This is a genomic window from Streptomyces sp. AN091965 (assembly GCF_022698285.1).
In the GTDB taxonomy this organism is placed as follows: Bacteria; Actinomycetota; Actinomycetes; order Streptomycetales; family Streptomycetaceae; genus Streptomyces.
Genome location: NZ_JALDMY010000001.1, coordinates 2,837,002 through 2,855,358 on the forward strand (window position 1 = coordinate 2,837,002; position 18,357 = coordinate 2,855,358).

17 protein-coding genes and 1 pseudogene are annotated in these 18,357 nt (G+C 70.1%); 4 read left to right on the forward strand and 14 right to left on the reverse strand.

All coding sequences use genetic code 11. The features are described 5' to 3' along the window. Positions 1-13: 13 nt before the first annotated feature. Both pyk and MQV74_RS11755 read right to left on the reverse strand, forming a co-directional pair. Positions 14-1,444 (reverse strand): pyruvate kinase, encoded by a 1,431-nt coding sequence (gene pyk / locus MQV74_RS11750; RefSeq protein WP_242716655.1) that lies wholly within the window; start codon positions 1,442-1,444, stop codon positions 14-16. A gap of 152 nt (positions 1,445-1,596) precedes the next feature. Continuing rightward, the gene (locus MQV74_RS11755; protein ID WP_242716657.1) at positions 1,597-2,301 is read right to left on the reverse strand and encodes an SIMPL domain-containing protein; all 705 of its coding nucleotides are present in this window, start codon (positions 2,299-2,301) and stop codon (positions 1,597-1,599) included. Between the two features lie 146 nt (positions 2,302-2,447). Here MQV74_RS11755 and MQV74_RS11760 point away from each other — a divergent pair, with 146 nt between their 5' ends. Further along, complete coding sequence (locus MQV74_RS11760) at positions 2,448-4,247, forward strand: bifunctional metallophosphatase/5'-nucleotidase (RefSeq protein WP_242716659.1); 1,800 nt, start codon at positions 2,448-2,450, stop codon at positions 4,245-4,247. Positions 4,248-4,263: 16 nt separating this feature from the next. Further along, on the forward strand, positions 4,264-4,656 hold the full coding sequence (locus MQV74_RS11765; RefSeq protein WP_242716661.1) for a hypothetical protein: 393 nt from the start codon (positions 4,264-4,266) through the stop codon (positions 4,654-4,656). Between the two features lie 18 nt (positions 4,657-4,674). Here MQV74_RS11765 and MQV74_RS11770 read toward each other — a convergent pair whose 3' ends face one another. The 4 genes from MQV74_RS11770 to pepN form a co-directional block, all read right to left on the reverse strand. Further along, positions 4,675-6,120 carry a lysine N(6)-hydroxylase/L-ornithine N(5)-oxygenase family protein gene (locus tag MQV74_RS11770; protein ID WP_242716663.1) on the reverse strand — a complete coding sequence of 482 codons (1,446 nt, stop codon included), beginning with the start codon at positions 6,118-6,120 and terminating at the stop codon, positions 4,675-4,677. Beyond that, the gene (locus MQV74_RS11775; RefSeq protein ID WP_242716665.1) at positions 6,117-7,505 is read right to left on the reverse strand and encodes a pyridoxal phosphate-dependent decarboxylase family protein; all 1,389 of its coding nucleotides are present in this window, start codon (positions 7,503-7,505) and stop codon (positions 6,117-6,119) included. The genes MQV74_RS11770 and MQV74_RS11775 overlap by 4 nt, the downstream gene beginning before the upstream one ends. Positions 7,506-7,804: 299 nt before the next feature. Further along, positions 7,805-8,656 carry an SDR family oxidoreductase gene (locus tag MQV74_RS11780; RefSeq protein ID WP_242716668.1) on the reverse strand — a complete coding sequence of 284 codons (852 nt, stop codon included), beginning with the start codon at positions 8,654-8,656 and terminating at the stop codon, positions 7,805-7,807. Positions 8,657-8,799: 143 nt separating this feature from the next. Next, complete coding sequence (gene pepN / locus MQV74_RS11785) at positions 8,800-11,301, reverse strand: aminopeptidase N (protein ID WP_242716670.1); 2,502 nt, start codon at positions 11,299-11,301, stop codon at positions 8,800-8,802. A gap of 161 nt (positions 11,302-11,462) precedes the next feature. Between pepN and MQV74_RS40750 the strand changes: the two are divergent. After that, a pseudogene (locus tag MQV74_RS40750) lies at positions 11,463-11,621 on the forward strand (hypothetical protein); the annotation flags it as partial. Positions 11,622-11,625: 4 nt separating this feature from the next. Here MQV74_RS40750 and MQV74_RS11790 read toward each other — a convergent pair. The 8 genes from MQV74_RS11790 to MQV74_RS11825 form a co-directional block, all read right to left on the reverse strand. Further along, positions 11,626-12,069, reverse strand: a complete 444-nt coding sequence (locus MQV74_RS11790; protein ID WP_242716672.1) for a hypothetical protein — start codon at positions 12,067-12,069, stop codon at positions 11,626-11,628. After that, positions 12,069-12,266, reverse strand: a complete 198-nt coding sequence (locus MQV74_RS11795; RefSeq protein WP_242716674.1) for a hypothetical protein — start codon at positions 12,264-12,266, stop codon at positions 12,069-12,071. The genes MQV74_RS11790 and MQV74_RS11795 overlap by 1 nt, the downstream gene beginning before the upstream one ends. Positions 12,267-12,320: 54 nt before the next feature. Next, the gene (locus MQV74_RS11800; RefSeq protein WP_242716676.1) at positions 12,321-12,734 is read right to left on the reverse strand and encodes a hypothetical protein; all 414 of its coding nucleotides are present in this window, start codon (positions 12,732-12,734) and stop codon (positions 12,321-12,323) included. A gap of 286 nt (positions 12,735-13,020) precedes the next feature. Then, positions 13,021-14,202: a helix-turn-helix domain-containing protein gene (locus tag MQV74_RS11805; protein ID WP_242716679.1), complete on the reverse strand. Its 1,182-nt coding sequence runs from the start codon at positions 14,200-14,202 to the stop codon at positions 13,021-13,023. A gap of 107 nt (positions 14,203-14,309) precedes the next feature. Beyond that, positions 14,310-14,951, reverse strand: a complete 642-nt coding sequence (locus tag MQV74_RS11810) for an HAD family hydrolase (RefSeq protein WP_242716681.1) — start codon at positions 14,949-14,951, stop codon at positions 14,310-14,312. A 26-nt stretch (positions 14,952-14,977) separates the two neighbouring features. Beyond that, on the reverse strand, positions 14,978-16,027 hold the full coding sequence (locus MQV74_RS11815) for a hypothetical protein (RefSeq protein ID WP_242716683.1): 1,050 nt from the start codon (positions 16,025-16,027) through the stop codon (positions 14,978-14,980). Positions 16,028-16,579: 552 nt separating this feature from the next. Next, positions 16,580-17,029, reverse strand: a complete 450-nt coding sequence (locus MQV74_RS11820) for a hypothetical protein (protein ID WP_242716685.1) — start codon at positions 17,027-17,029, stop codon at positions 16,580-16,582. A 45-nt stretch (positions 17,030-17,074) separates the two neighbouring features. After that, complete coding sequence (locus tag MQV74_RS11825) at positions 17,075-17,428, reverse strand: hypothetical protein (RefSeq protein ID WP_242716687.1); 354 nt, start codon at positions 17,426-17,428, stop codon at positions 17,075-17,077. Positions 17,429-17,754: 326 nt separating this feature from the next. Between MQV74_RS11825 and MQV74_RS11830 the strand changes: the two genes are divergently transcribed. Beyond that, the gene (locus MQV74_RS11830; RefSeq protein WP_242716689.1) at positions 17,755-18,345 is read left to right on the forward strand and encodes a hypothetical protein; all 591 of its coding nucleotides are present in this window, start codon (positions 17,755-17,757) and stop codon (positions 18,343-18,345) included. Positions 18,346-18,357: the final 12 nt, after the last annotated feature.

The window sequence follows — 18,357 nt, forward strand, 5'->3', positions numbered from 1 at the left end:
GACCCGCCCCGGTTTACCGGGCGGCCTCGCCGATGTGGTGGACGCGGACCAGGTTCGTGGAGCCGGAGACTCCGGGCGGGGAGCCCGCGGTGATGATGACGGTGTCGCCCGGCCGGCAGCGGCCGATCTTCAGGAGGTGCTCGTCGACCTGGGCGACCATCGCGTCGGTGGAGTCGACGTGCGGGCCGAGGAAGGTCTCCACACCCCAGGTGAGGTTGAGCTGGGAGCGGGTGGCCGGGTCGGGGGTGAAGGCCAGGAGGGGAATCGGGGAGCGGTAGCGCGAGAGGCGCTTGGCGGTGTCGCCGGACTGGGTGAAGGCGACGAGGAACTTGGCGCCGAGGAAGTCGCCCATTTCGGCGGCGGCGCGGGCGACGGCGCCGCCCTGGGTGCGGGGCTTGTTGCGTTCGGTGAGGGGCGGGAGGCCCTTGGCGAGGATGTCTTCCTCGGCGGCTTCGACGATGCGGGCCATGGTGCGGACGGTCTCGATGGGGTATTTGCCGACGCTGGTCTCGCCGGAGAGCATGACGGCGTCGGTGCCGTCGATGACGGCGTTGGCGACGTCGCTGGCTTCGGCGCGGGTGGGCCGGGAGTTGTCGATCATCGAGTCGAGCATCTGGGTGGCGACGATGACGGGTTTGGCGTTGCGCTTGGCGAGTTTGACGGCGCGCTTCTGGACGATGGGGACTTGTTCCAGGGGCATTTCGACGCCGAGGTCGCCGCGGGCGACCATGATGCCGTCGAAGGCGGCGACGATGTCGTCGATGGCGTCGACGGCTTGGGGCTTCTCGACCTTGGCGATGACGGGGAGGCGGCGCTTCTCCTCGTCCATGATGCGGTGGACGTCGTCGATGTCGCGGCCGCTGCGGACGAAGGAGAGGGCGATGACGTCGAAGCCGGTGCGCAGGGCCCAGCGGAGGTCGGCTTCGTCCTTGTCGGAGAGGGCGGGGACGGAGACGGCGACGCCGGGGAGGTTGAGGCCCTTGTTGTCGGAGACCATGCCGCCTTCGATGACGGTGGTGGTGACGCGGGGGCCGTCGACGGCGGTGACTTCGAGGGTGACTTTGCCGTCGTCGACGAGGATGCGTTCGCCGGTGGTGACGTCGTCGGCGAGGCCGGTGTAGGTGGTGCCGCAGATGTGGCGGTCGCCGGGGACGTCGGGTTCGACGGTGATGGTGAACTCGTCGCCGCGTTCGAGGAGTACGGGGCCTTCGGTGAAGCGGCCGAGGCGGATCTTCGGGCCTTGAAGGTCGGCGAGGATGCCGACGCTGCGGCCGGTCTCGTCGGCGGCCTTGCGCACGCGCTGGTAGCGGTCCTCGTGGTCGGCGTAGCTGCCGTGGCTGAGGTTGAAGCGTGCCACGTCCATTCCGGCTTCGACCAGGGCCTTGATCTGGTCGTAGGTGTCGGTGGCGGGTCCCAGGGTGCAAACGATTTTCGCTCGGCGCATGTCTTCGACAGTAGGCCTTACTGGTCGGTAGTGGATTGGTTGGGCGTGACTACTCAACAACCGTTGGGTGAAAGGCTTTTGACAACTGTTGAAGTGGGCGCGGGCCTGCTCTGATGAGCATGTTCAAGGGTCGTCGGAGTGGTGTGGGTGGCTCAGAGTTGGGGTGGGTTCATGGTGAAGCGTGCGTTGACTTGGGCGTAGACGGATTGGCGTTGGGGTTCGAGGTCGAGTGCGGGGGCGGCTTCGGGGCCGCCGGCGAAGGCGGCGCGGGCCATTCCGGGGGGTGCGGGGTAGGCGTAGTCGGGGGTGTGGTCGGCGCCGATGTCGGCGAGTTCGACGAGGGCGTGGAGGGTGGTGCCGAGGGCTTCGGCGTATTCGCGGGCGCGTTGGACGGCTTCTTTGACGGCTTGTTGGCGGGCGGTGCGGTGGGCGGGTGAGGTGGGGCGCAGGGACCAGTAGGGGCCGTCGACGTGGGTGAGGTCGAGGTCGGCGATGCGGGTGGTGAGTTCGCCGAGGGCGGTGAAGTCGGTGAGTTCGGCGCTGAGGTGGACGCGGCCGTGGTAGGTGCGGACGCGTTCGCCTTTGCCGCGTTTGGTGAGTTCGGGGGTGACGGAGAAGGCGCCTGTTTCGAGGCGTTCGACGGCTTCGCCGTAGGTTTTGATGAGGGTGATGACGTCGGTGTTGCGGCGGGTGAGGTGGGTGAGGGCGTCGCGGCGGTCGGTGCCGCGGGCGGTGATGGTGATGCCGATGCGGGCGATTTCGGGGTCGACTTCGAGGTGGGCTTCGCCGCGGACTGCTACGCGGGGTGCGTCGGGGGTGCCGTAGGGGGTGGTGGGTGTCTGTTCGTGGGTGGTCATGGGTTCCACTGTGGCACCGGGGCGGGGTTTGGGGTGGTCATCGGATCGAAACCTCGTGGGGGTGTTGTCGTGGGGGGCTTCTGAGCCAGAATCTACGCGCGTCGCCAGCGCGCGCGTAGATCACGAAGGTTCATGAAGGAGTCGTCATGCCGATCGACAGAAGGTCTTTCCTGGGGAGTTCCGCCGCCGCGGGTGCGGGGGTGGCGCTCGTGGGCCCCGCGGCGTCCGCCGAGGCGGTGCCCGCCGCTGGGCCGGGAAAGCAGCCGCGACGGTACTCGTTCACGGTGATGGGGACGACGGATCTGCACGGGAACGTCTTCAACTGGGATTACTTCACGGACCGGGAGTTCGACGACAAGGACCACAACGATGTGGGGCTGGCGAAGGTCTCGACGTTGGTGTCGCAGGTGCGTGCGGAGAAGGGGCGTCGCAATACGCTGTTGATCGACGCGGGTGACACGATTCAGGGTACGCAGTTGTCGTACTACTACGCGAAGGTGGATCCGATCACCGCGGCGCGGGGTCCGGTGCATCCGATGGCGCGGGCGATGAACGCGATCGGGTATGACGCGGCGGCGCTCGGGAATCACGAGTTCAACTATGGGATTCCGGTGTTGCGGAAGTTCCAGGAGCAGTGTGATTTTCCGCTGCTTGGGGCGAACGCGTTGGATGCGAAGTCGCAGCGTCCTGCTTTTCCGCCGTACAGCATGCATCGGTTGCGGACGCCGCACGGCCGGGATGTGCGGGTGGCGGTGCTCGGTCTAACGAATCCGGGGATCGCGATCTGGGACAAGGCGCACGTTCAGGGCAAGATGACGTTTCCGGGGCTTGAGGAGCAGGCGGCGAAGTGGGTGCCGCGGCTGCGTTCGATGGGTGCGGACGTGGTGATCGTGTCGGCGCATTCGGGGTCGAGCGGTACGTCGTCGTACGGGGATCAGTTGCCGTACGTGGAGAACGCGGCGGCGTTGGTGGCGCGGCAGGTGCCGGGGATCGACGCGATTCTGGTGGGGCACGCGCACACGGAGATTGCGGAGTATGTGGTCGAGAACGAGGTGACGGGCCGGAAGGTGGTGCTTTCGGAGCCGTTGAAGTGGGGGCAGCGGTTGACGTTGTTCGACTTCGACGTGGTGTGGTCGAAGGGTCGTTGGCGGGTGGAGAAGGTGGGGGCGAAGGTCCTGAACTCCAACGCGGTGGCGGAGGACGAGCGCATTACGCGGTTGTTGGCGGGTGAGCACCGGAAGGTCGTGGGGTACGTCAATCAGGTCATCGGTACGTCGAAGGCGGCGATGAGTACGGCGGAGGGTCCGTACAAGGATGTGCCGATCATTGATCTGATCAGTCATGTGCAGGCGGAGACGGTGCGGGCGGCGCTCGCGGGTGGTGCGTACGGGAAGCTTCCTGTGGTGTCGCAGGCGTCGTGTTTCTCGCGTACGGCGGGCATTCCGGCGGGTGAGGTGACGATCCGGGACGCGGCGGGTCTGTATCCGTTCGAGAACACGCTGGAGGCGCGTGTGATGACGGGTGCGCAGTTGAAGGACTATCTGGAGTTCTCGGCGCGGTATTACGTGCGGACGGCGCCGGACGCACCGGTGGATCCGGCGGGGCTGACGAATGCGGAGGGGGTGCCGGACTACAACTATGACGCGTTGTACGGGGTCGCGTACGACGTGGACATCGCGCAGCCGGTGGGTTCGCGGATCGTGGGGTTGCGGTTCGGGGGGAAGCCGGTGGATCCGGCGGCCGAGTTCGTGTTGGCGGTGAACAACTACCGGGCGAGCGGGGGTGGCAATTTCCCGCATGTGGCGAGGGCGAAGCAGGTGTGGGCGCATTCGGATGAGATCCGTAACACGATCATTGCGTGGGTGAAGGCGAAGGGCACGGTCGATCCGGTGGAATTCGCGCGGGTGGACTGGCGGTTGACGCGTGCGGGGATTCCGGTTTTCTGAGGTGGGGGTTGTTGCGATGCATGAGGATCTTGCGGCCGCGCTGGCGGTGGTGCGGCGTGATTTGTCGGCCACGTGTGCGGTGCAGCCGATCGTCCGTGAGGAGTTGGACTTCGACGGGGATCCGCTGGTGATGCTGTATGAGGCGGATGGTTCGGGGGTGGGGGTTTCGGTGCCTGCGGGGGTGGGTGCGGCGGAGCAGGTGGTGGAGTTGGCGGAGCAGGTGAAGGACTGGGCTGTGGAGGCGTTGGCGGCGTTGTTGTTGCCGGCGACGTGGCCGGAGTGTCCCGACCATCCGCTGGGGCATCCGTTGGGTGCGCGGGTGGTCGGGAGGGTGGCGGTGTGGTCGTGTCCGCGGTCGGGGCGGGTGGTGGCGCCGGTGGGGGCGTTGGCGGAGGTGGCCGGGGGCTGAAGGCCCGGGGTGGTGGGGTCAGTTCTTCAGGTGGACGAGGGTGCCGCGTTGTTCTCCGCCGGGGCGGGGGGTGGCGCGGTGCGCCGCCTGGTGGAGTCCGAAGTGGGTGAAGGCGGTGCGCTGGGGCTGGGGGTAGGGCTCTTTGCCGGTGAGGGAGTTGAGGATGCCGGCGCTGCGCCAGGCGGCGAGGCCGAGGTCGGGGGCGCCGACGCCGTGGGTGTGGCGTTCGGCGTTCTGTACGTAGATGGTGCCGGTGATGGAGGGGTCGAGGGTGAGGCGGTGGTGTTCGTCGATGCGGGGGCGGTCGGCGGAGTCGCGGCGGAGGTAGGGGGTGAGTCCGGCGAGGAGGCGGTCGAGGGGGCGTTCGCGGTAGCCGGTGGCGAGGATGACGGCGTCGGTGGTGAGGCGGGTGCGGGTGCCTTGTTCGACGTGTTCGAGGTGGAGTTCGACGCGGGTGGTGGCGACGCGTCCCGCGGTGCGGACGTTGACGCCGGGGGTGAGGACGGCGTCGGGCCAGCCGCCGTGGAGGGTGCGCTGGTAGAGCTCGTCGTGGATGGCGGCGATGGTGTCGGCGTCGATGCCTTTGTGGAGTTGCCACTGGCCGGGGACGAGCTGGTCGCGGACGGTTTCGGGCAGGGCGTGGAAGTAGCGGGTGTAGTCGGGGGTGAAGTGTTCGAGGCCGAGCTTGGAGTACTCCATGGGGGCGAAGGCGGGGGTGCGGGCGAGCCAGTGGAGTTTTTCGGCGCCCGGGGGGCGGTGGCGGAGCAGGTCGAGGAAGACTTCGGCGCCGGACTGTCCTGAGCCGATGACGGTGATGTGGTCGGCGGTGAGGAAGCGGTCGCGGTGCAGGAGGTAGTCGGCGGCGTGGATGACGGGGACGGTGGGGGCGTCGGCGAGGGGCTTGAGGGGTTCGGGGACGTGGGGGGCGGTGCCGATGCCGAGGGCGATGTTCTTGGCGTGGGTGCGGCCGAGGGCTTCGGCTTCGCCGTCGGCGTCGAGTTGGGTGAAGTCGATGTCGAACAGGTCGTGTTCGGGGTTCCAGCGGACGGCGTCGATCTGGTGGCCGTAGTGGAGCTGGGGGAGGTTGTCGCTGACCCAGCGGCAGTAGGCGTCGTATTCGGCGCGCTGGATGTGGAAGCGCTCGGCGAAGTAGAAGGGGTAGAGGCGTTCGCGGGTCTTGAGGTAGTTGAGGAATGACCAGGGGCTGGCGGGGTCGGCGAGGGTCACGAGGTCGGCCAGGAAGGGGACTTGGAGGGTGGCGCCGTCGATGAGGAGGCCGGGGTGCCAGTGGAAGGCGGGGCGCTGTTCGTAGAAGGCGGTGTCGAGGTCGAGGGGTTGGGCGAGGGCGGCGAGGGAGAGGTTGAAGGGGCCGATGCCGATGCCGACCAGGTCGCGGGGGTTGTCGGGGGTGGTGGGTGGCTGGGTGGCCTGGTCGGGGGTGCCTGGTGGGCGGGTCGGGGTCATCGGGGGGTGGTTCCTTCCACGAGCTTGAGCAGGGTGGTGAGGTCGTCGGGGGTGGTGTGGGGGTTGAGGAGGGTGGCTTTGAGCCAGCGGCGGCCGTCGAGTTGGGCGCGGCCGAGGACGGCGGTGCCGTCGGTGAGGAGGGTGCGGCGGATGTGGGCGATGTGGTCGTCGTCGGCGTGGGTGGGCCGGAAGAGGACGGTGCTGATGGTGGGGGCGGCGTAGAGGTCGAAGCGGGGGTGGGCGGCGATGGCGTCGGCGAGTCGGCGGGCTTGGTCGCAGACGTGGTCGACGAGGGCGCCGAGGCCGGTGCGGCCGAGGGCCTTGAGGGTGATGGCGATCTTGAGTGCGTCGGGGCGGCGGGTGGTGCGCAGGGAGCGGCCGAGGAGGTCGGGCAGGCCTGCTTCGGTGTCGTCGTCGGCGTTGAGGTAGTCGGCGCGGTGGGTGAGGGCGTGGGTGTCGGTGGGGTCGCGGACGGTGAGGATCCCGGCGGCGGCGGGTTGCCAGCCGAGTTTGTGCAGGTCGAGGGTGACGGTGTCGGCGCGGTCGAGGCCGTGGAGTTTGGTGCGGTGGGTGTCGCTGAAGAGGAGTCCGGCGCCGTAGGCGGCGTCGATGTGGAGGCGGGCGCCGTGGGTGGCGCACAGGTCGGCGATGGTGGTGAGGGGGTCGATGAGGCCGGCGTCGGTGGTGCCCGCGGTGGCGGTGACGAGGAGGTCGGCGGGGTGGGTGGCGTGTTCGGTGAGGGCCGTGGCGAGGGCGTGGGGGTCGAGGACGCCGGTGGGTGCGGGCAGGGTGAGGGGGGCGGGCAGGCCGAGGAGCCAGGCGGCGCGGTGCAGGGAGTGGTGGGCGTTGGCGCCGGTGAGGATGCGCAGGGTGCGGCCGTGGGCGGTGGCGCGTTCGCGGGCGAGGAGCAGGGCGAGTTGGTTGGATTCGGTGCCGCCGGTGGTGATGAGGGCGTCGCCGCGGCCGTGGACCTCGGTGGCGAGGGTGGTGGTGAGGAGGGTTTCGAGGGCGGAGGCGGCGGGGGCCTGGTCCCAGGAGTCGAGGGAGGGGTTGAGCGCGGAGGCGGCGAGGTCTGCGGCTGCGGCGAGGGCGAGCGGCGGGCAGTGCAGATGGGCGGCGCAGAGGGGTTCGGCGGGGTCGGCGGCGCCGTGGGCGGTGGCGTGGACGAGGGTGCGCAGGGCGGTGTGGGCGCCGGTGCCGTGGGTGGGCAGCAGGGGGTGGGCGGCGGCGTGGACGCGGGCGGCGACGGTGGTGGGGCCGCCGGGTGGGAGGGGGCCGCCGCGGGCTGCCGCGCCTTCGCGGAGGGCGTCCAGGGCGACGGTGAGCAGGGGTTGGAGGGCGTCGGGGCCTTGGGCGCCCCCGGCGAGGGGCGGCGGGGTGCGCATGGGTGGTGACCTCCGGTGGGCGGACGGGGGCACCAGCCTGGTGGGTGGGGGTGGGGTGTGCGGTGGGGTGGGGGTTTCGGAACCCGAAAGGGGTACGGCTGTGCGGGGAAATCGTGTCTGCACGGGGTGGAGGTGCTAGGGGCTGCGCCGGGCCTTGCGGGGGGGGCTGCCCCGGTCCGCTCTTTCCGAACGCCGGGGGGCTGCCCCGGCCCGCTCCTCCAGGGGCCGGGGCGCCGTAGCGGCGCTGTGCGCCTCGTCCTCAAGTGCCGGACGGGCTCGGTGGTTGCTGGTGCGGGCGCTCAGTTCGTCGTACGGAAGTCGTCCGCGTGGTCCTGGGCCCACTGGGCGTAGGTGCGGCCCGGGGTGCCCGTGATGGTCTGGACCGTGTTGGTCAGGGGCGGGGGCGTGTCGACGGTGGTGGCGAGGGAGGCGACGAAGCCGGGGACCAGGTCGGCGGGGATGAGGGGGAACATGTCGGGGACGACGTCCTGGGGCGGTATTTCGGTGTAGGTGAGCGGGCGGCCGAGGGCGTGGGCGAGGGCGGCGATCTGTTCCTCGGTGGTGATGGCTTCGGGGCCGGTGAGGACGTGGGCGGCGCCGGTGTGGCGTTCCAGGAGGCTGTGGCGGGCGACGGCGGCGATGTCGGCCTCGTGGATGGGTGAGTTGACGCCTCGGGCGTAGGGGCCGCGGACGGTGTCGCCGGCGTGGATCTGGCGGGCCCACTGGAGGGTGTTGGTGGCGAAGGCGCCGGGGCGCAGGAAGGTCCAGTCGAGGCCGCTGTCGCGGACGTCCTGTTCGAGGGTGTGGTGCCAGGTGTGGATGAACGACTCGTGTTCGTCGGGTGCGTCCTCGACGGCGATGCTGGACAGGACGGTGACGTGCTGGACGCCGGCGGTGCGGGCGGCGGCGAGGAAGGCCGTGGTGTGGTCGCCGGTGACGGAGGCGTGCAGGAAGAGGGCGTCGGCGCCGTCGAACTGGGCGGTCATGTCGGCGGGTTCGGCGCTGACGGTGAGGCGGGTGACGTCGGCGGTGGCGGGCAGGTGGGCGCGGTTCGGGTCGCGGACGAGGGCGCGTACGGGGGTGTCGGTGGCGGTGAGCTGGTGGACGAGGGCGTTGCCGACGTTTCCGGTGGCTCCGCTGACGACGATCATGGTGGGCTCCTGGGGTGTGCGGGTGGGGCGGGCCGTTGGTCCGGTCCGCTGTGTGCACGACCCTAGGCAACCGGAGGGGTTCTCCGGATCGTCGGGAGGGCGGAGCTCGGCCTAGGGCGTCGGTCCTAGGCCGAGCGGCGGGGTCAGCTCTGTTCGGCCTTGCGGCGCACGCGCAGGGCCCGGGCCAGGTCGTCGAGCTGGTCGGCGAGGCGGCGGCGCAGCGCCGGGGTGAGGTCGGTGCGGGCCAGGCAGGCCTCGCCGAGGCGCAGCGTCTCGTCGTCGACGGCGGACGGGAAGGCGTGGCGGCCGGTGGCGTCGGCGATGGCGGGGCCGCGGCGGGCGGCGAGGTCGACGGCGTCGTCGAAGTAGCGGGCCAGGTAGGGGCGTACGAGGTCGTCCTGTTCGGGCTGCCAGAAGCCCTGGGCGGTGGCGATGAACAGGGAGTTGGACAGGGCGTCGGTGGTGAACAGGGCGTCCCAGGCGCGGCGTTTGGCGTCGGGGTGGGGCAGGGCGGCGCGGCAGCGGGCGGCGCCTTCCTGGCCGGTGGCGCTGGGGTCGCGGCGCAGTTCGGCGGCGATGGTGTCCTCGTCGGCCTCGCCGAGGACGGCGAGGCGGGCGAGGGCGCGCCAGCGCAGCTCGGGGTCGAGTTCGGGGCCGCCGGGTACGGCGCCCTGGGCGAGCCAGGTGTGCAGGGGCTCGGCCTGGGGGGCGGCGTCGATGAGGCCGCGTACGGCGATGAGGCGCAGGCCGGGGTCGGAGCCGTCCTCGGTGTGGCGGACGATGTCGTGGCACAGGGCGTCGAGGGTGGCGAGGGCGGCGGGCCGCCGGGCGCGCGGGGTGTACTGGTCGGCGATGACGGCGCCCGCGAAGGTGAGGACGCCGGAGACGAGGGCGAGGTCGGTCTCGGCGGGCAGGTGGGTGCGGGCGGTGTCGAGGTAGACGGCGGGTTCGAGGTCGCCGTCGCGGACCATGTCGCGCAGCGCGTTCCACAGGACGGCGCGGGTGAGCGGGTCGGGCACGCTGGACAGGGAGCGCAGGGCGGTGTCCTGGGAGACCGGGTCGAGGCGGATCTTGGCGTAGGTCAGGTCGTGGTCGTTGGGGACGATGAGGGCGGGGCAGCCGCCGTCGCGCGGGGTGGGCGGGGACTGTTCGGGCAGGTCGGTCTCGTAGCGTTCGCGCAGGACGAGCTGGCGGCCGTCGGAGAGGTCGCGGTCGTAGACGCCGACGGCGACGCGGTGGGGGCGGCTGCCGTCGCGGTCCAGGCGCAGGGTCCAGGCGCGGCCGCTGTGGCTGACGGTCGGGGTGAAGGTGTCGACGCCGGTGGTGCGCAGCCAGGCCTCGGCCCAGGCGTGGACGTCGCGGTCGGTGGCGGAGGCGAGGTTGTCGATGAAGTCGGCGAGGGTGGCGTTGGCGAACTTGTGGCGGGCGAAGTGGGCGTTGATGCCCGCGAGGAAGTCCTTCTCGCCGAGCCAGGCGACGAGCTGGCGCAGGGCGCTTGCGCCCTTGGCGTAGGAGATGCCGTCGAAGTTGAGCAGCGCGGACGCGGTGTCGGGCACGGCGTCGGGGGCGGGGGCGACGGGGTGGGTGGAGGGGCGCTGGTCGGCGTCGTAGCCCCAGGACTTGCGGGCGACGCCGAAGTCGACCCAGGTGTCGCCGAAGCGGCTGGCTTCGGTGAGGGTCTGGTAGCCCATGTACTCGGCGAAGGACTCGTTGAGCCAGATGTCGTCCCACCACTTGAGGGTCACCAGGTCGCCGAACCACATGTGGGCCATCTCGTGGGCGACGACCATGGCGCGGGTCTGGCGCTGGGTGTCGGTGACGGCGGAGCGGTAGACGAATTCGTCGCGGAAGGTGACGAGGCCGGGGTTCTCCATGGCGCCGGCGTTGAACTCGGGGACGAACGCCTGGTCGTAGGAGTCGAAGGGGTAGGGCTCGGCGAACTTCTCGTGGTAGCGGTCGAAGCAGGCGCGGGTGACGTCGAGGAGTTCGTCGGCGTCGGCGTCGAGGTGGGGGGCGAGGGAGCGGCGGCAGTGGAGGCCGAAGGGCAGGCCGCGGTGTTCGGTGCGCACGGAGTGCCAGGGGCCCGCGGCGACGGCGACGAGGTAGGTGGGCAGCGGGGGTGTGGGGGCGGCCTTCCAGGTGCCGGCGCCGGTGTGCTCGGTGACGCTGTTGGCGAGGACGGTCCAGCTCTTGGGGGCGGTGACGGCCAGTTGGAAGACGGCCTTCAGGTCGGGCTGGTCGAAGGCGGCGAAGACGCGCTGGATGTCGTCGAGGAAGAGCTGGGTGTAGACGTACGTCTCGCCGTCGGTGGGGTCGGTGAAGCGGTGCAGGCCCTCGCCGGTGCGGGAGTAGCGCATGGCGGCGTCGACGGTGAGCCGGTGTTCGCCCGCGGTGAGGCCAGTCAGGGGGAGCCTGTTGTCCGCCAGGGTGCCCGGATCGAGGGGGGTGCCGTCGAGCGTGACGGAGCGCAGGTGCGCGGGCTTCAACTCGACGAACGTGTCGCCGTCCGCGGCGGCGGTGAAGGTGATCGCCGTGCGGGAGTCGAAGGTCTCCTCGCCGGTGGTGAGATCGAGGGCGATCTCGTACCGCCGGACGTCGAGGAGCTGGGCTCGGGTCTGCGCTTCGTCGCGCGTCAGTGCGGGCATCTGGCCATGGTGCCTGATGCGGCGGGGCGCCTGGCAGGGGGTGGCCCGCCCGGGGAGGGGCTTGTGCGCGGGGGCGTGCGCCGCTCGGGCCTTCTCGTTCGCGATGGTCTCGTGGTGGCGGATGCCCCCGCCGGTCCGGCGGCGCCGCCGTCCGGGACGCGCGCGTGGAGCGGAACCTCACCCAGGACGCGTTGTGGATGGCGGCCCGCGTAAGCCGCGGCACCCTCCAGCGCGTTGAGGTCGGCGAGGAGACCGCGCTGTCCACGCCGTCGCGTATCGCCCGGGTGCTGGACATGTCGCTCGCCGGCCTCGTCCGCTGACGCCCTACTGCGGGCACCTGCGGGCGTGGAGGTAGGAGAACACCGGCCCGCCCAAGCCCTGCCAGAGATGCGGGCGGATCGCCTCACCAGGGGCGATGGGGGTCCGGCAGCCCACGCACGACAGCTCCGGCTTCCCGGCCTGCTCCCGCGCGGCGAGGTGCTGGGCACCGAGCTCCTTGCCGCGCTCGCAGGGGCCGAGGGGGCAGTACAGGCACGCGATGCCGTGGTCGTACCAGTCGAGGTACGTGGCCAGGACTCGGCCCTGGACCTCGTGACAGGCCGGGCATGCGCGCAGGTGCCAGTCGCCGAGGGCGCCGAGGTCTACGCCCTCGCCTCCGTCGAGGGTGCGCGGGCACCACACGCACACGGTGCCGGACCGCTGCTGGATCGTGACGGTGCTGAGGGCGGGCACCACGAAGAGGCGCAGGCCCCGGCCCACGTCGCTCATCAGCTCTTCCTTCCGCGCTCGTACAGGCGCGCTGCCGTACGGGCGGCCCGGAGATTCCCCTTGAGGAACAGGCCCGCCGGGCAGCGCCGCCCCTTCCAGCTCAGGCCGCATCTGGGGCAGACGCGCAGGTGATCCAGGTACATGAGGTACGCGTTATCGGCGCGCTGCTCCAGCGGAGGCAGGTCGGGGGCCATCATCGGCCCACCGTGCGCGCCAGGGCGGACAGTGCGAGCCAGCGAGCAACCGGCCACTTACTCAGCATGATGATCACGGTCCTCCCGCCAGTGGGTGTTCAGGACGTGCTGCACCGTGCGCCGGAGCCGGTCCACGTTGGTGTGCACCCGGGCCGCTGACGGCTCAACCGTCCAGTGCAGGGACGGCTCCGAGGCGCCCAACGGCGGCACGACGATGTACGTGGCCCGACCGCACGCCACGGTCTGCGGCAACCTCCAGCCCCCCGTCGCCCCTGGGGCCACGAGGAAGTAGTGGATCCGTGTCCAGGGGTCGCAGATCACGGCGCCGCACTCACTGCCCAGGGTGGCGATGATCCGCAGCCCGAGTGTGCGAGGGGTACGGACGGCGTCGAAGTCAACGCCTGCCTCGACGTGCCAGACCACACCGACCGGCGGGAGCCAGGGCAGTTGTGCTCTCACAGCGGCTCTCACGCGGCACCTCCCACGAGGTGCCAGCTGCAGCGCACGGTGGGCCATATGCGGCCGCCCCTGCAGACATGCCCAGCCGGTACGAGGCGCTTGCTGACGGTGCCGCAGTACCAGCACGCCCGGCCGTGCAGACGAGCGATGCTCACCCGCCCCTCGGCCTTGATCGGCGCGACCGGTTTCAGCATGGTCATAACCGCTCCCATCTGCCTGAACTCCGTGGGCAGACAGATGATGGGCGCCTACAAGGGCCACAAGGACTACAACGTGTATCCCTTCCGCCCCCGGGGCCCTAGACGGCGCCGATCCACTCCGCGAAGGCCGTCAGATCCTCAGCGTCCGAACGACGAAGGCGCCGCAGCGTGGCTGCGGTCTCGCGGGCCCAAGGGTGCCCACGGGTGTGCTGTGGAGCGACGAGGCGTGCGACCTGCAGGCTCTCCCAGGCGTCGTCTGGCAGCCCGGCCCACAGCTGCGCGCGTGCGAGCTCGATCCAGAAGCTGGACTGCCGCTCGGCCGGCAGGTCGCCGGGCGGGGTCCACTCTCTGGCCACGTCAAGGGCGCGGCCGACCTGGTCGCTGCCGAGGCTGACGGCCACGGACACCTCGTGGATGCGCACCGAGTCGGGGCCGAACGCCGTGCCCTGGTACTCGTCTTCGGGCACAGCGTCGCCGAGGCGCCGGGCTTCCGCGAGGTGGGTGTCCGCAGCGTCCGCGTCCTGCCCGCGCCCGGCGATGACGGCGGCGCGCATGTGCAGCGCGCCGCGGACGGCGTGCTCCTCTGGGCTGGACGGTGACGGGCTGGCGTCGATGGCCTGCTCCAGGGCGAGCAGGCCCGGGCCATGGGCGCGGGCGGCGAAGAACGTCTCGGTGCGCACGTAGGCGGTGCTGGCTTCGACGAGCGGGTCCTCGGAGTGGCGTGCCGCCCAGCGCATCAGCTCGATGAGGCGCGCGGAGAGGTCGTGGTGGCCGTACTTGTAGGCGACGGCGTCGGCGGCGCGCGCGATGCCGACGAGTAAGCGGGCGGCGTGCTGCTGGTCGGGGCCCGTCGTGTGATGCAGGGAGCGGAGGGCGTCGTCGAGCAGGGTGGGGGCGTGCTTGGCGATGCGGGTGTACTGCGCGGCGAGACGCCAGTTGACGGCCTCGTCGGCTGCGGCGTGCAGCTCGGCGAGCGTACGGCGGGGCGGCCCCATGGGGATGTCGTATCCCGCGATGGATGCGGAGATGGCGGGGATGGCCGTGCGGATGCGGCTGAGGGCAATGGTGTCGCCGGTGATGAGGCGGCCGGGGTCCACGCCGAGCGCGGCCGCGATGGATTCGAGGGAGTCGTCGCTGGGTGATCGGGCGCCCCGCTCAATGCTCTTGATCATGGCGAGTGAGAGGTACGCGGTGCGGGCGAGGTCGGTCTGGGTCATCCGGCGCGCGTGGCGGATGGTCGCGATGCGGCGGCCTACCTCGCGCTTGCTGTCCGCGGGCATACTGGCTCCAGTTCGGGGCGTCCACTCCGAACCGTACCCGCGCGACTACGTGCCGGATACGTGAACGGCCCCTCCTGTCTGGGCAGGTGGGGCCGTTTCCGTGCCGGTCAGTCAGCGATGATGGACGTCAGTTCGGTGAGGCTGGCGATGCGCCAGTCCGCAGCCGCCACCACGTCCGGGTCGTCCGCCCACAGGTGCCCCCAGGGGCCGCGGCGGATGTGCGCGGCCCGCAGCCCGGCGTGCTTGGCCGGATACAGGTCGTTGGCGGGGTGGTCGCCCACGTACACGGTCTCGCGCGGGGCCGCCTCGGCGACGTCCAGCACCCGGGCGAAGAACGCCGGATCAGGCTTCGCTACTCCCCATTCCCCGGAGGTCACGATCAGGTCAGCAGGCAGGTTCAGGTCGCGCAGGAGCTCGCCCATGCGGCCGGTCTGGTTCCCGGCGATGATGACGCGCACGCCGAGCTTACGGAGCCCGGAGAGGGCTGGTCTGACGTCGTCGTACAGGTCGTCCTCGTGGAGGAACTCGCCGTGCCCGGCAGCCTCGCGCGCCGCGTACTCGGCGGCGATGTCGACCCCGGGGCGGGCCAGGCGCACGGCGTCCGCGTTGTCGCGGCCCTGCGCGACGACAGCACCGACGAGCGCGGACAGGGTGTGGCGGGGGATGTCGAGCCAGTCCGCCCACGATCCCCAGTAGCGATCGTCTCGGGTGATGGTCTCGCCGACGTCGAAGACGATGGTTTCAATCACCCCTGTGAGCCTAGGGCGTTGCACTGTCACGAGCTGACCGGTACTGCTCCTGCGCCATGGCCGCTGTCGGTGCGACCGCCTACGCCGACAGGCATGTCCCCCAACCCCCGCCCCGGGCCGCCACGCGCCCCGCTGCGGCCGTGTGGGAGGCTGCCGTCCACGCAGACGTCGTCAGGGTCGTCGGCCGGTGGCTGGAATCTGTACCCGTCCGGGTAGGTCTGTCCGTCCCGGCCGGGCTCCCCGGGCGGGCCCTGCTCGCCACGCGGGCCCGCCGGCCCCGGCTCGCCCTGCGGTCCGGGCGGGCCAGCAGGGCCGTCCCCTCCATTGGAGCCGTCGGTCCCGGGCGCCCCCGGCTCGCCCGTAGATCCGTCCGTGCCATCGCGTCCCGCCGCGCCGGTCTTGCCCCAGAACCAGCGGCTCACGCGTCCTACGACGCCGCCGCGGTACGGCGAGGGCCGGTTCGCGGGCGGCGCGAAGCACGCGTTGTCACGGTGCCGGTTGAGGTAGCGGTAGGCGAGCCGGTCGGGGTTCGCGGAGAGCCACTCTGGGGCGACGCTCTTCACCCCGCGGTGCTCGTGCCCGGCCAGCCACTGCCACAGCCCCACGCTGTACTGCGCGTCCGTCAGCTGCCTGCGGGCCACCCGCGAGTCGTGCCGGTACTCCGAGGCCGCGTACCGGCGCCCGTCCTCGCCCATGCCGATGAGCAGCGCGGAGAACGCGTTGGCCGTGCCGTAGTCCAGGCCCACGCACATCCACCGGGCAACGTCCGGCACCAGGTCGATGTCGTGCTTGGCCTCGTCGAAAGCGTCGTAGATGACACCCTCGGCCAGGCACCACTCGCCCCGGATGTACCGGCGGTGGAGCAGGCCCTGATGGGACCGCTTCAGCGAGTCCACGTACACGGTCGGCAAGGACAGGTTGTCGTCGAGGACGAAGCTGAAGCGGTGCACGTCCAGGGCGCCCGCATTCTGCGTCTCGATGAGGGTGCCGTCGCGGCGCAAGTGCAGGCGCGCGCGGTCGAGGGTCTCCTTCTTCAGCCAGTGGTTGGGGCCTCGGGGTTCGTGGTCCCGAACCACTGGGCGCCCTCGATACTCAGGCGGGTCTCAAGCATCTGGCGGAGACGAAGACGCCTACGACGATCATGGTGATGTATGTAGTTTGGACGGCGCTGACCACCTGCCTTGTGCTTTCTTCGATCTTAGCTTTGCGGTGGCTCTGCGACGACGGAGGGCCCAGCAAGGAGTCAGGTGCGAGGCCTGAGGTCGCTGATTTCTGCTTCACGTCGATCGCCCTCGGATTCCTGATCGTAACCATGGCGCCCATCGTCCTGATCCCTACCGAAGAGACGGGGAGCGTGCGGCGTCGCACACTGCTAAGGCGTGAGGTTGAGGAATTGCGCCGCGCTGCAGAGGAGCGGATCGCTGAACTCCAAACGCAGAGGAGAGACCCTGGTCGCCCCACGTCACCATCGCCGTGAAGCTGGCCGTTTTCCATGCGATGCCGTGCGGTTGCCGCGTCCGCTGTTGCACCGCTGGTGTGATGAGCGGGCATTGGCAGGATCGAGGAGGTCGCCTCGGCTGAGCGGGTGGAGCGACACTCCCTGGGCTCATGATGCGTTACGAGGCTCGCTACTCGCCGAGGCCCTCAGGATCTCCCACGGCACGCCACGTGATGTCGCTATTGGTCAGCCCCTGGTGTTCGAGGAGCTCGGCGAGGTCAAGTAGCTGCACGGCGCGGACGCATGTCGGGTCAATGACGAAGCCGAGCCCGCGTCCCGTCTGCTGGTCGAAAGCAGCCCAGCTAGTCAGGTCGCTGCCCTCTAAGCCTCCGGGCTCGATAGCGATGAAGGGGGTGTCCGCAAGAGCATCGGTGACCTTGCTGTAGCAGTTCCACACGAAGTCGATGGCGGGTGGCCATTCCTCGCTGGGCGGTTGGAACCAGGCTTCGACCTCAGTGTCCCGACGGTAGCTGAACTCGGAGGCGATGCCTTGCGCTTGGAGGGCGAAGCGGGCTTGCTCACGCTGCTCGGGCTTCACTTGCACCGTGACGAACACTGCCCTGGGCGGCATGTCTCGCATTCCAGCAAGGTACTGCGTAAAGCGGGGACCGAGCCCTGCTACACCTCAGCCGCCGACTGGGAATCTTGTGCAACTCGGATCGTCCAGGCAGTCCCTGAGCCCCTCCTGGCCTTCTTCGTTTACCCGCTCCAAGGCGTCCATGTACATGTCCTCGCGGCTCGCGTCCGGCACCTTCGAGCACGCGTCGGGCTCTGGGTCCTCGTCGGTCTCCGGGTCGAAGTCGTCCGGGCGCGATTCGATCGTGTCCATCCAGGCCTTGATGCAGGCTCGCCCCTGCTCGGCCGCGTCGACGGTCAACGTCTTGGACGACTTCGGCTTCCCGGGCTCGTCGTCGGAGCTGGAGCAGCCCGCGAGCGCGAGCGACACGACGGCGAGTGCGGCGATGCAGGTGCGGCGCATGGGTCCCCCCGAGGACGGTGTGAGCCCCGGAGCGTAGTGGCGCGCAGGCAGTGATCGCGCAGGAACGGCGAAGGCCCCGCCGTACGGGCGCGGCGGGGTTCAGCCTTGCCCCTCGCGACTCCCCATGAAGCGATCGATTCGCTAGGGGATGGAGAGGTTAAAGAGGCGCCCTATCGCCATATCGGATTTTTCTGATTCACCTAGCCCAAAAAGTCGAGTAGCGTCCGGCGATGAGTAAATGAACTGGATCGATCGCATTTAGTGGATGCCCTGTGTGGCAGCTGCTTATCGTGAATTCCGCTCAAGCGCGAAAGAGGGATGGAAAGTTGAACAAGAGGGGCATACTCGGCAAGTCACTGCTTACAGCGTCCTGCGTAATCCTTGGTCCGGCGTTGACACTTGCTCCCGCAGCGCACGCCAATAGCGACCCCGCTCTAACGGGCGCGACGAAGGTCTCATCACGCTCCGCAGATACGCCGGACGACGACGTCACGCCGAAGGCGGAGGGCGCTACGCGGATCCAGCTGAACGCGCCGAGCACGGACGGTCACAAAAAGACGATTCGCGCGTACTGCAACATCACGGCGGACACTCCCCACTGGTCCAAGAAGGGTAAGAGCGTTATCTACAAGACGCGCGCCCAGTGTTACGGCAACGTCCCCTCGGTTCAGTTGAAGGTCACCTCCAAGCTGATGCGGGCGGGTGCGCCGAAGCCGCTCGTCGCCGCGACGGCGAAGAAGACCCAGACCGTGCGGACCGGTGGCGGCAAAGCGACGTTCTACGCCCCTGTCCCGAACGGCAAGAAGGTGAAGTACGGTGCGCGGTTCTGGGGGCAGAGCACCGCACAGATCGTGTCACCTATCGTGGGCACCAAGACGCAGGTTGTCAGCAAGACAGCCGACCTCAAACCCAAGTAGTCGGAGGCGCCT

What these genes read in the sequence shown, in the direction of transcription:
- MQV74_RS11795 (WP_242716674.1), bottom strand. Translation starts at nt 12,266, where the DNA reads ATGATGGCCCCCGACCTGCCTCCGCTGGAGCAGCGCGCCGATAACGCG.
- pepN (WP_242716670.1), bottom strand. Translation starts at nt 11,301, where the DNA reads ATGCCCGCACTGACGCGCGACGAAGCGCAGACCCGAGCCCAGCTCCTC.
- MQV74_RS11805 (WP_242716679.1), bottom strand. Translation starts at nt 14,202, where the DNA reads ATGCCCGCGGACAGCAAGCGCGAGGTAGGCCGCCGCATCGCGACCATC.
- MQV74_RS11770 (WP_242716663.1), bottom strand. Translation starts at nt 6,120, where the DNA reads ATGACCCCGACCCGCCCACCAGGCACCCCCGACCAGGCCACCCAGCCA.
- pyk (WP_242716655.1), bottom strand. Translation starts at nt 1,444, where the DNA reads ATGCGCCGAGCGAAAATCGTTTGCACCCTGGGACCCGCCACCGACACC.
- MQV74_RS11760 (WP_242716659.1), top strand. Translation starts at nt 2,448, where the DNA reads ATGCCGATCGACAGAAGGTCTTTCCTGGGGAGTTCCGCCGCCGCGGGT.
- MQV74_RS11825 (WP_242716687.1), bottom strand. Translation starts at nt 17,428, where the DNA reads ATGCGCCGCACCTGCATCGCCGCACTCGCCGTCGTGTCGCTCGCGCTC.
- MQV74_RS11820 (WP_242716685.1), bottom strand. Translation starts at nt 17,029, where the DNA reads ATGCGAGACATGCCGCCCAGGGCAGTGTTCGTCACGGTGCAAGTGAAG.
- MQV74_RS11780 (WP_242716668.1), bottom strand. Translation starts at nt 8,656, where the DNA reads ATGATCGTCGTCAGCGGAGCCACCGGAAACGTCGGCAACGCCCTCGTC.
- MQV74_RS11790 (WP_242716672.1), bottom strand. Translation starts at nt 12,069, where the DNA reads ATGAGCGACGTGGGCCGGGGCCTGCGCCTCTTCGTGGTGCCCGCCCTC.
- MQV74_RS11775 (WP_242716665.1), bottom strand. Translation starts at nt 7,505, where the DNA reads ATGCGCACCCCGCCGCCCCTCGCCGGGGGCGCCCAAGGCCCCGACGCC.
- MQV74_RS11765 (WP_242716661.1), top strand. Translation starts at nt 4,264, where the DNA reads ATGCATGAGGATCTTGCGGCCGCGCTGGCGGTGGTGCGGCGTGATTTG.
- MQV74_RS11755 (WP_242716657.1), bottom strand. Translation starts at nt 2,301, where the DNA reads ATGACCACCCACGAACAGACACCCACCACCCCCTACGGCACCCCCGAC.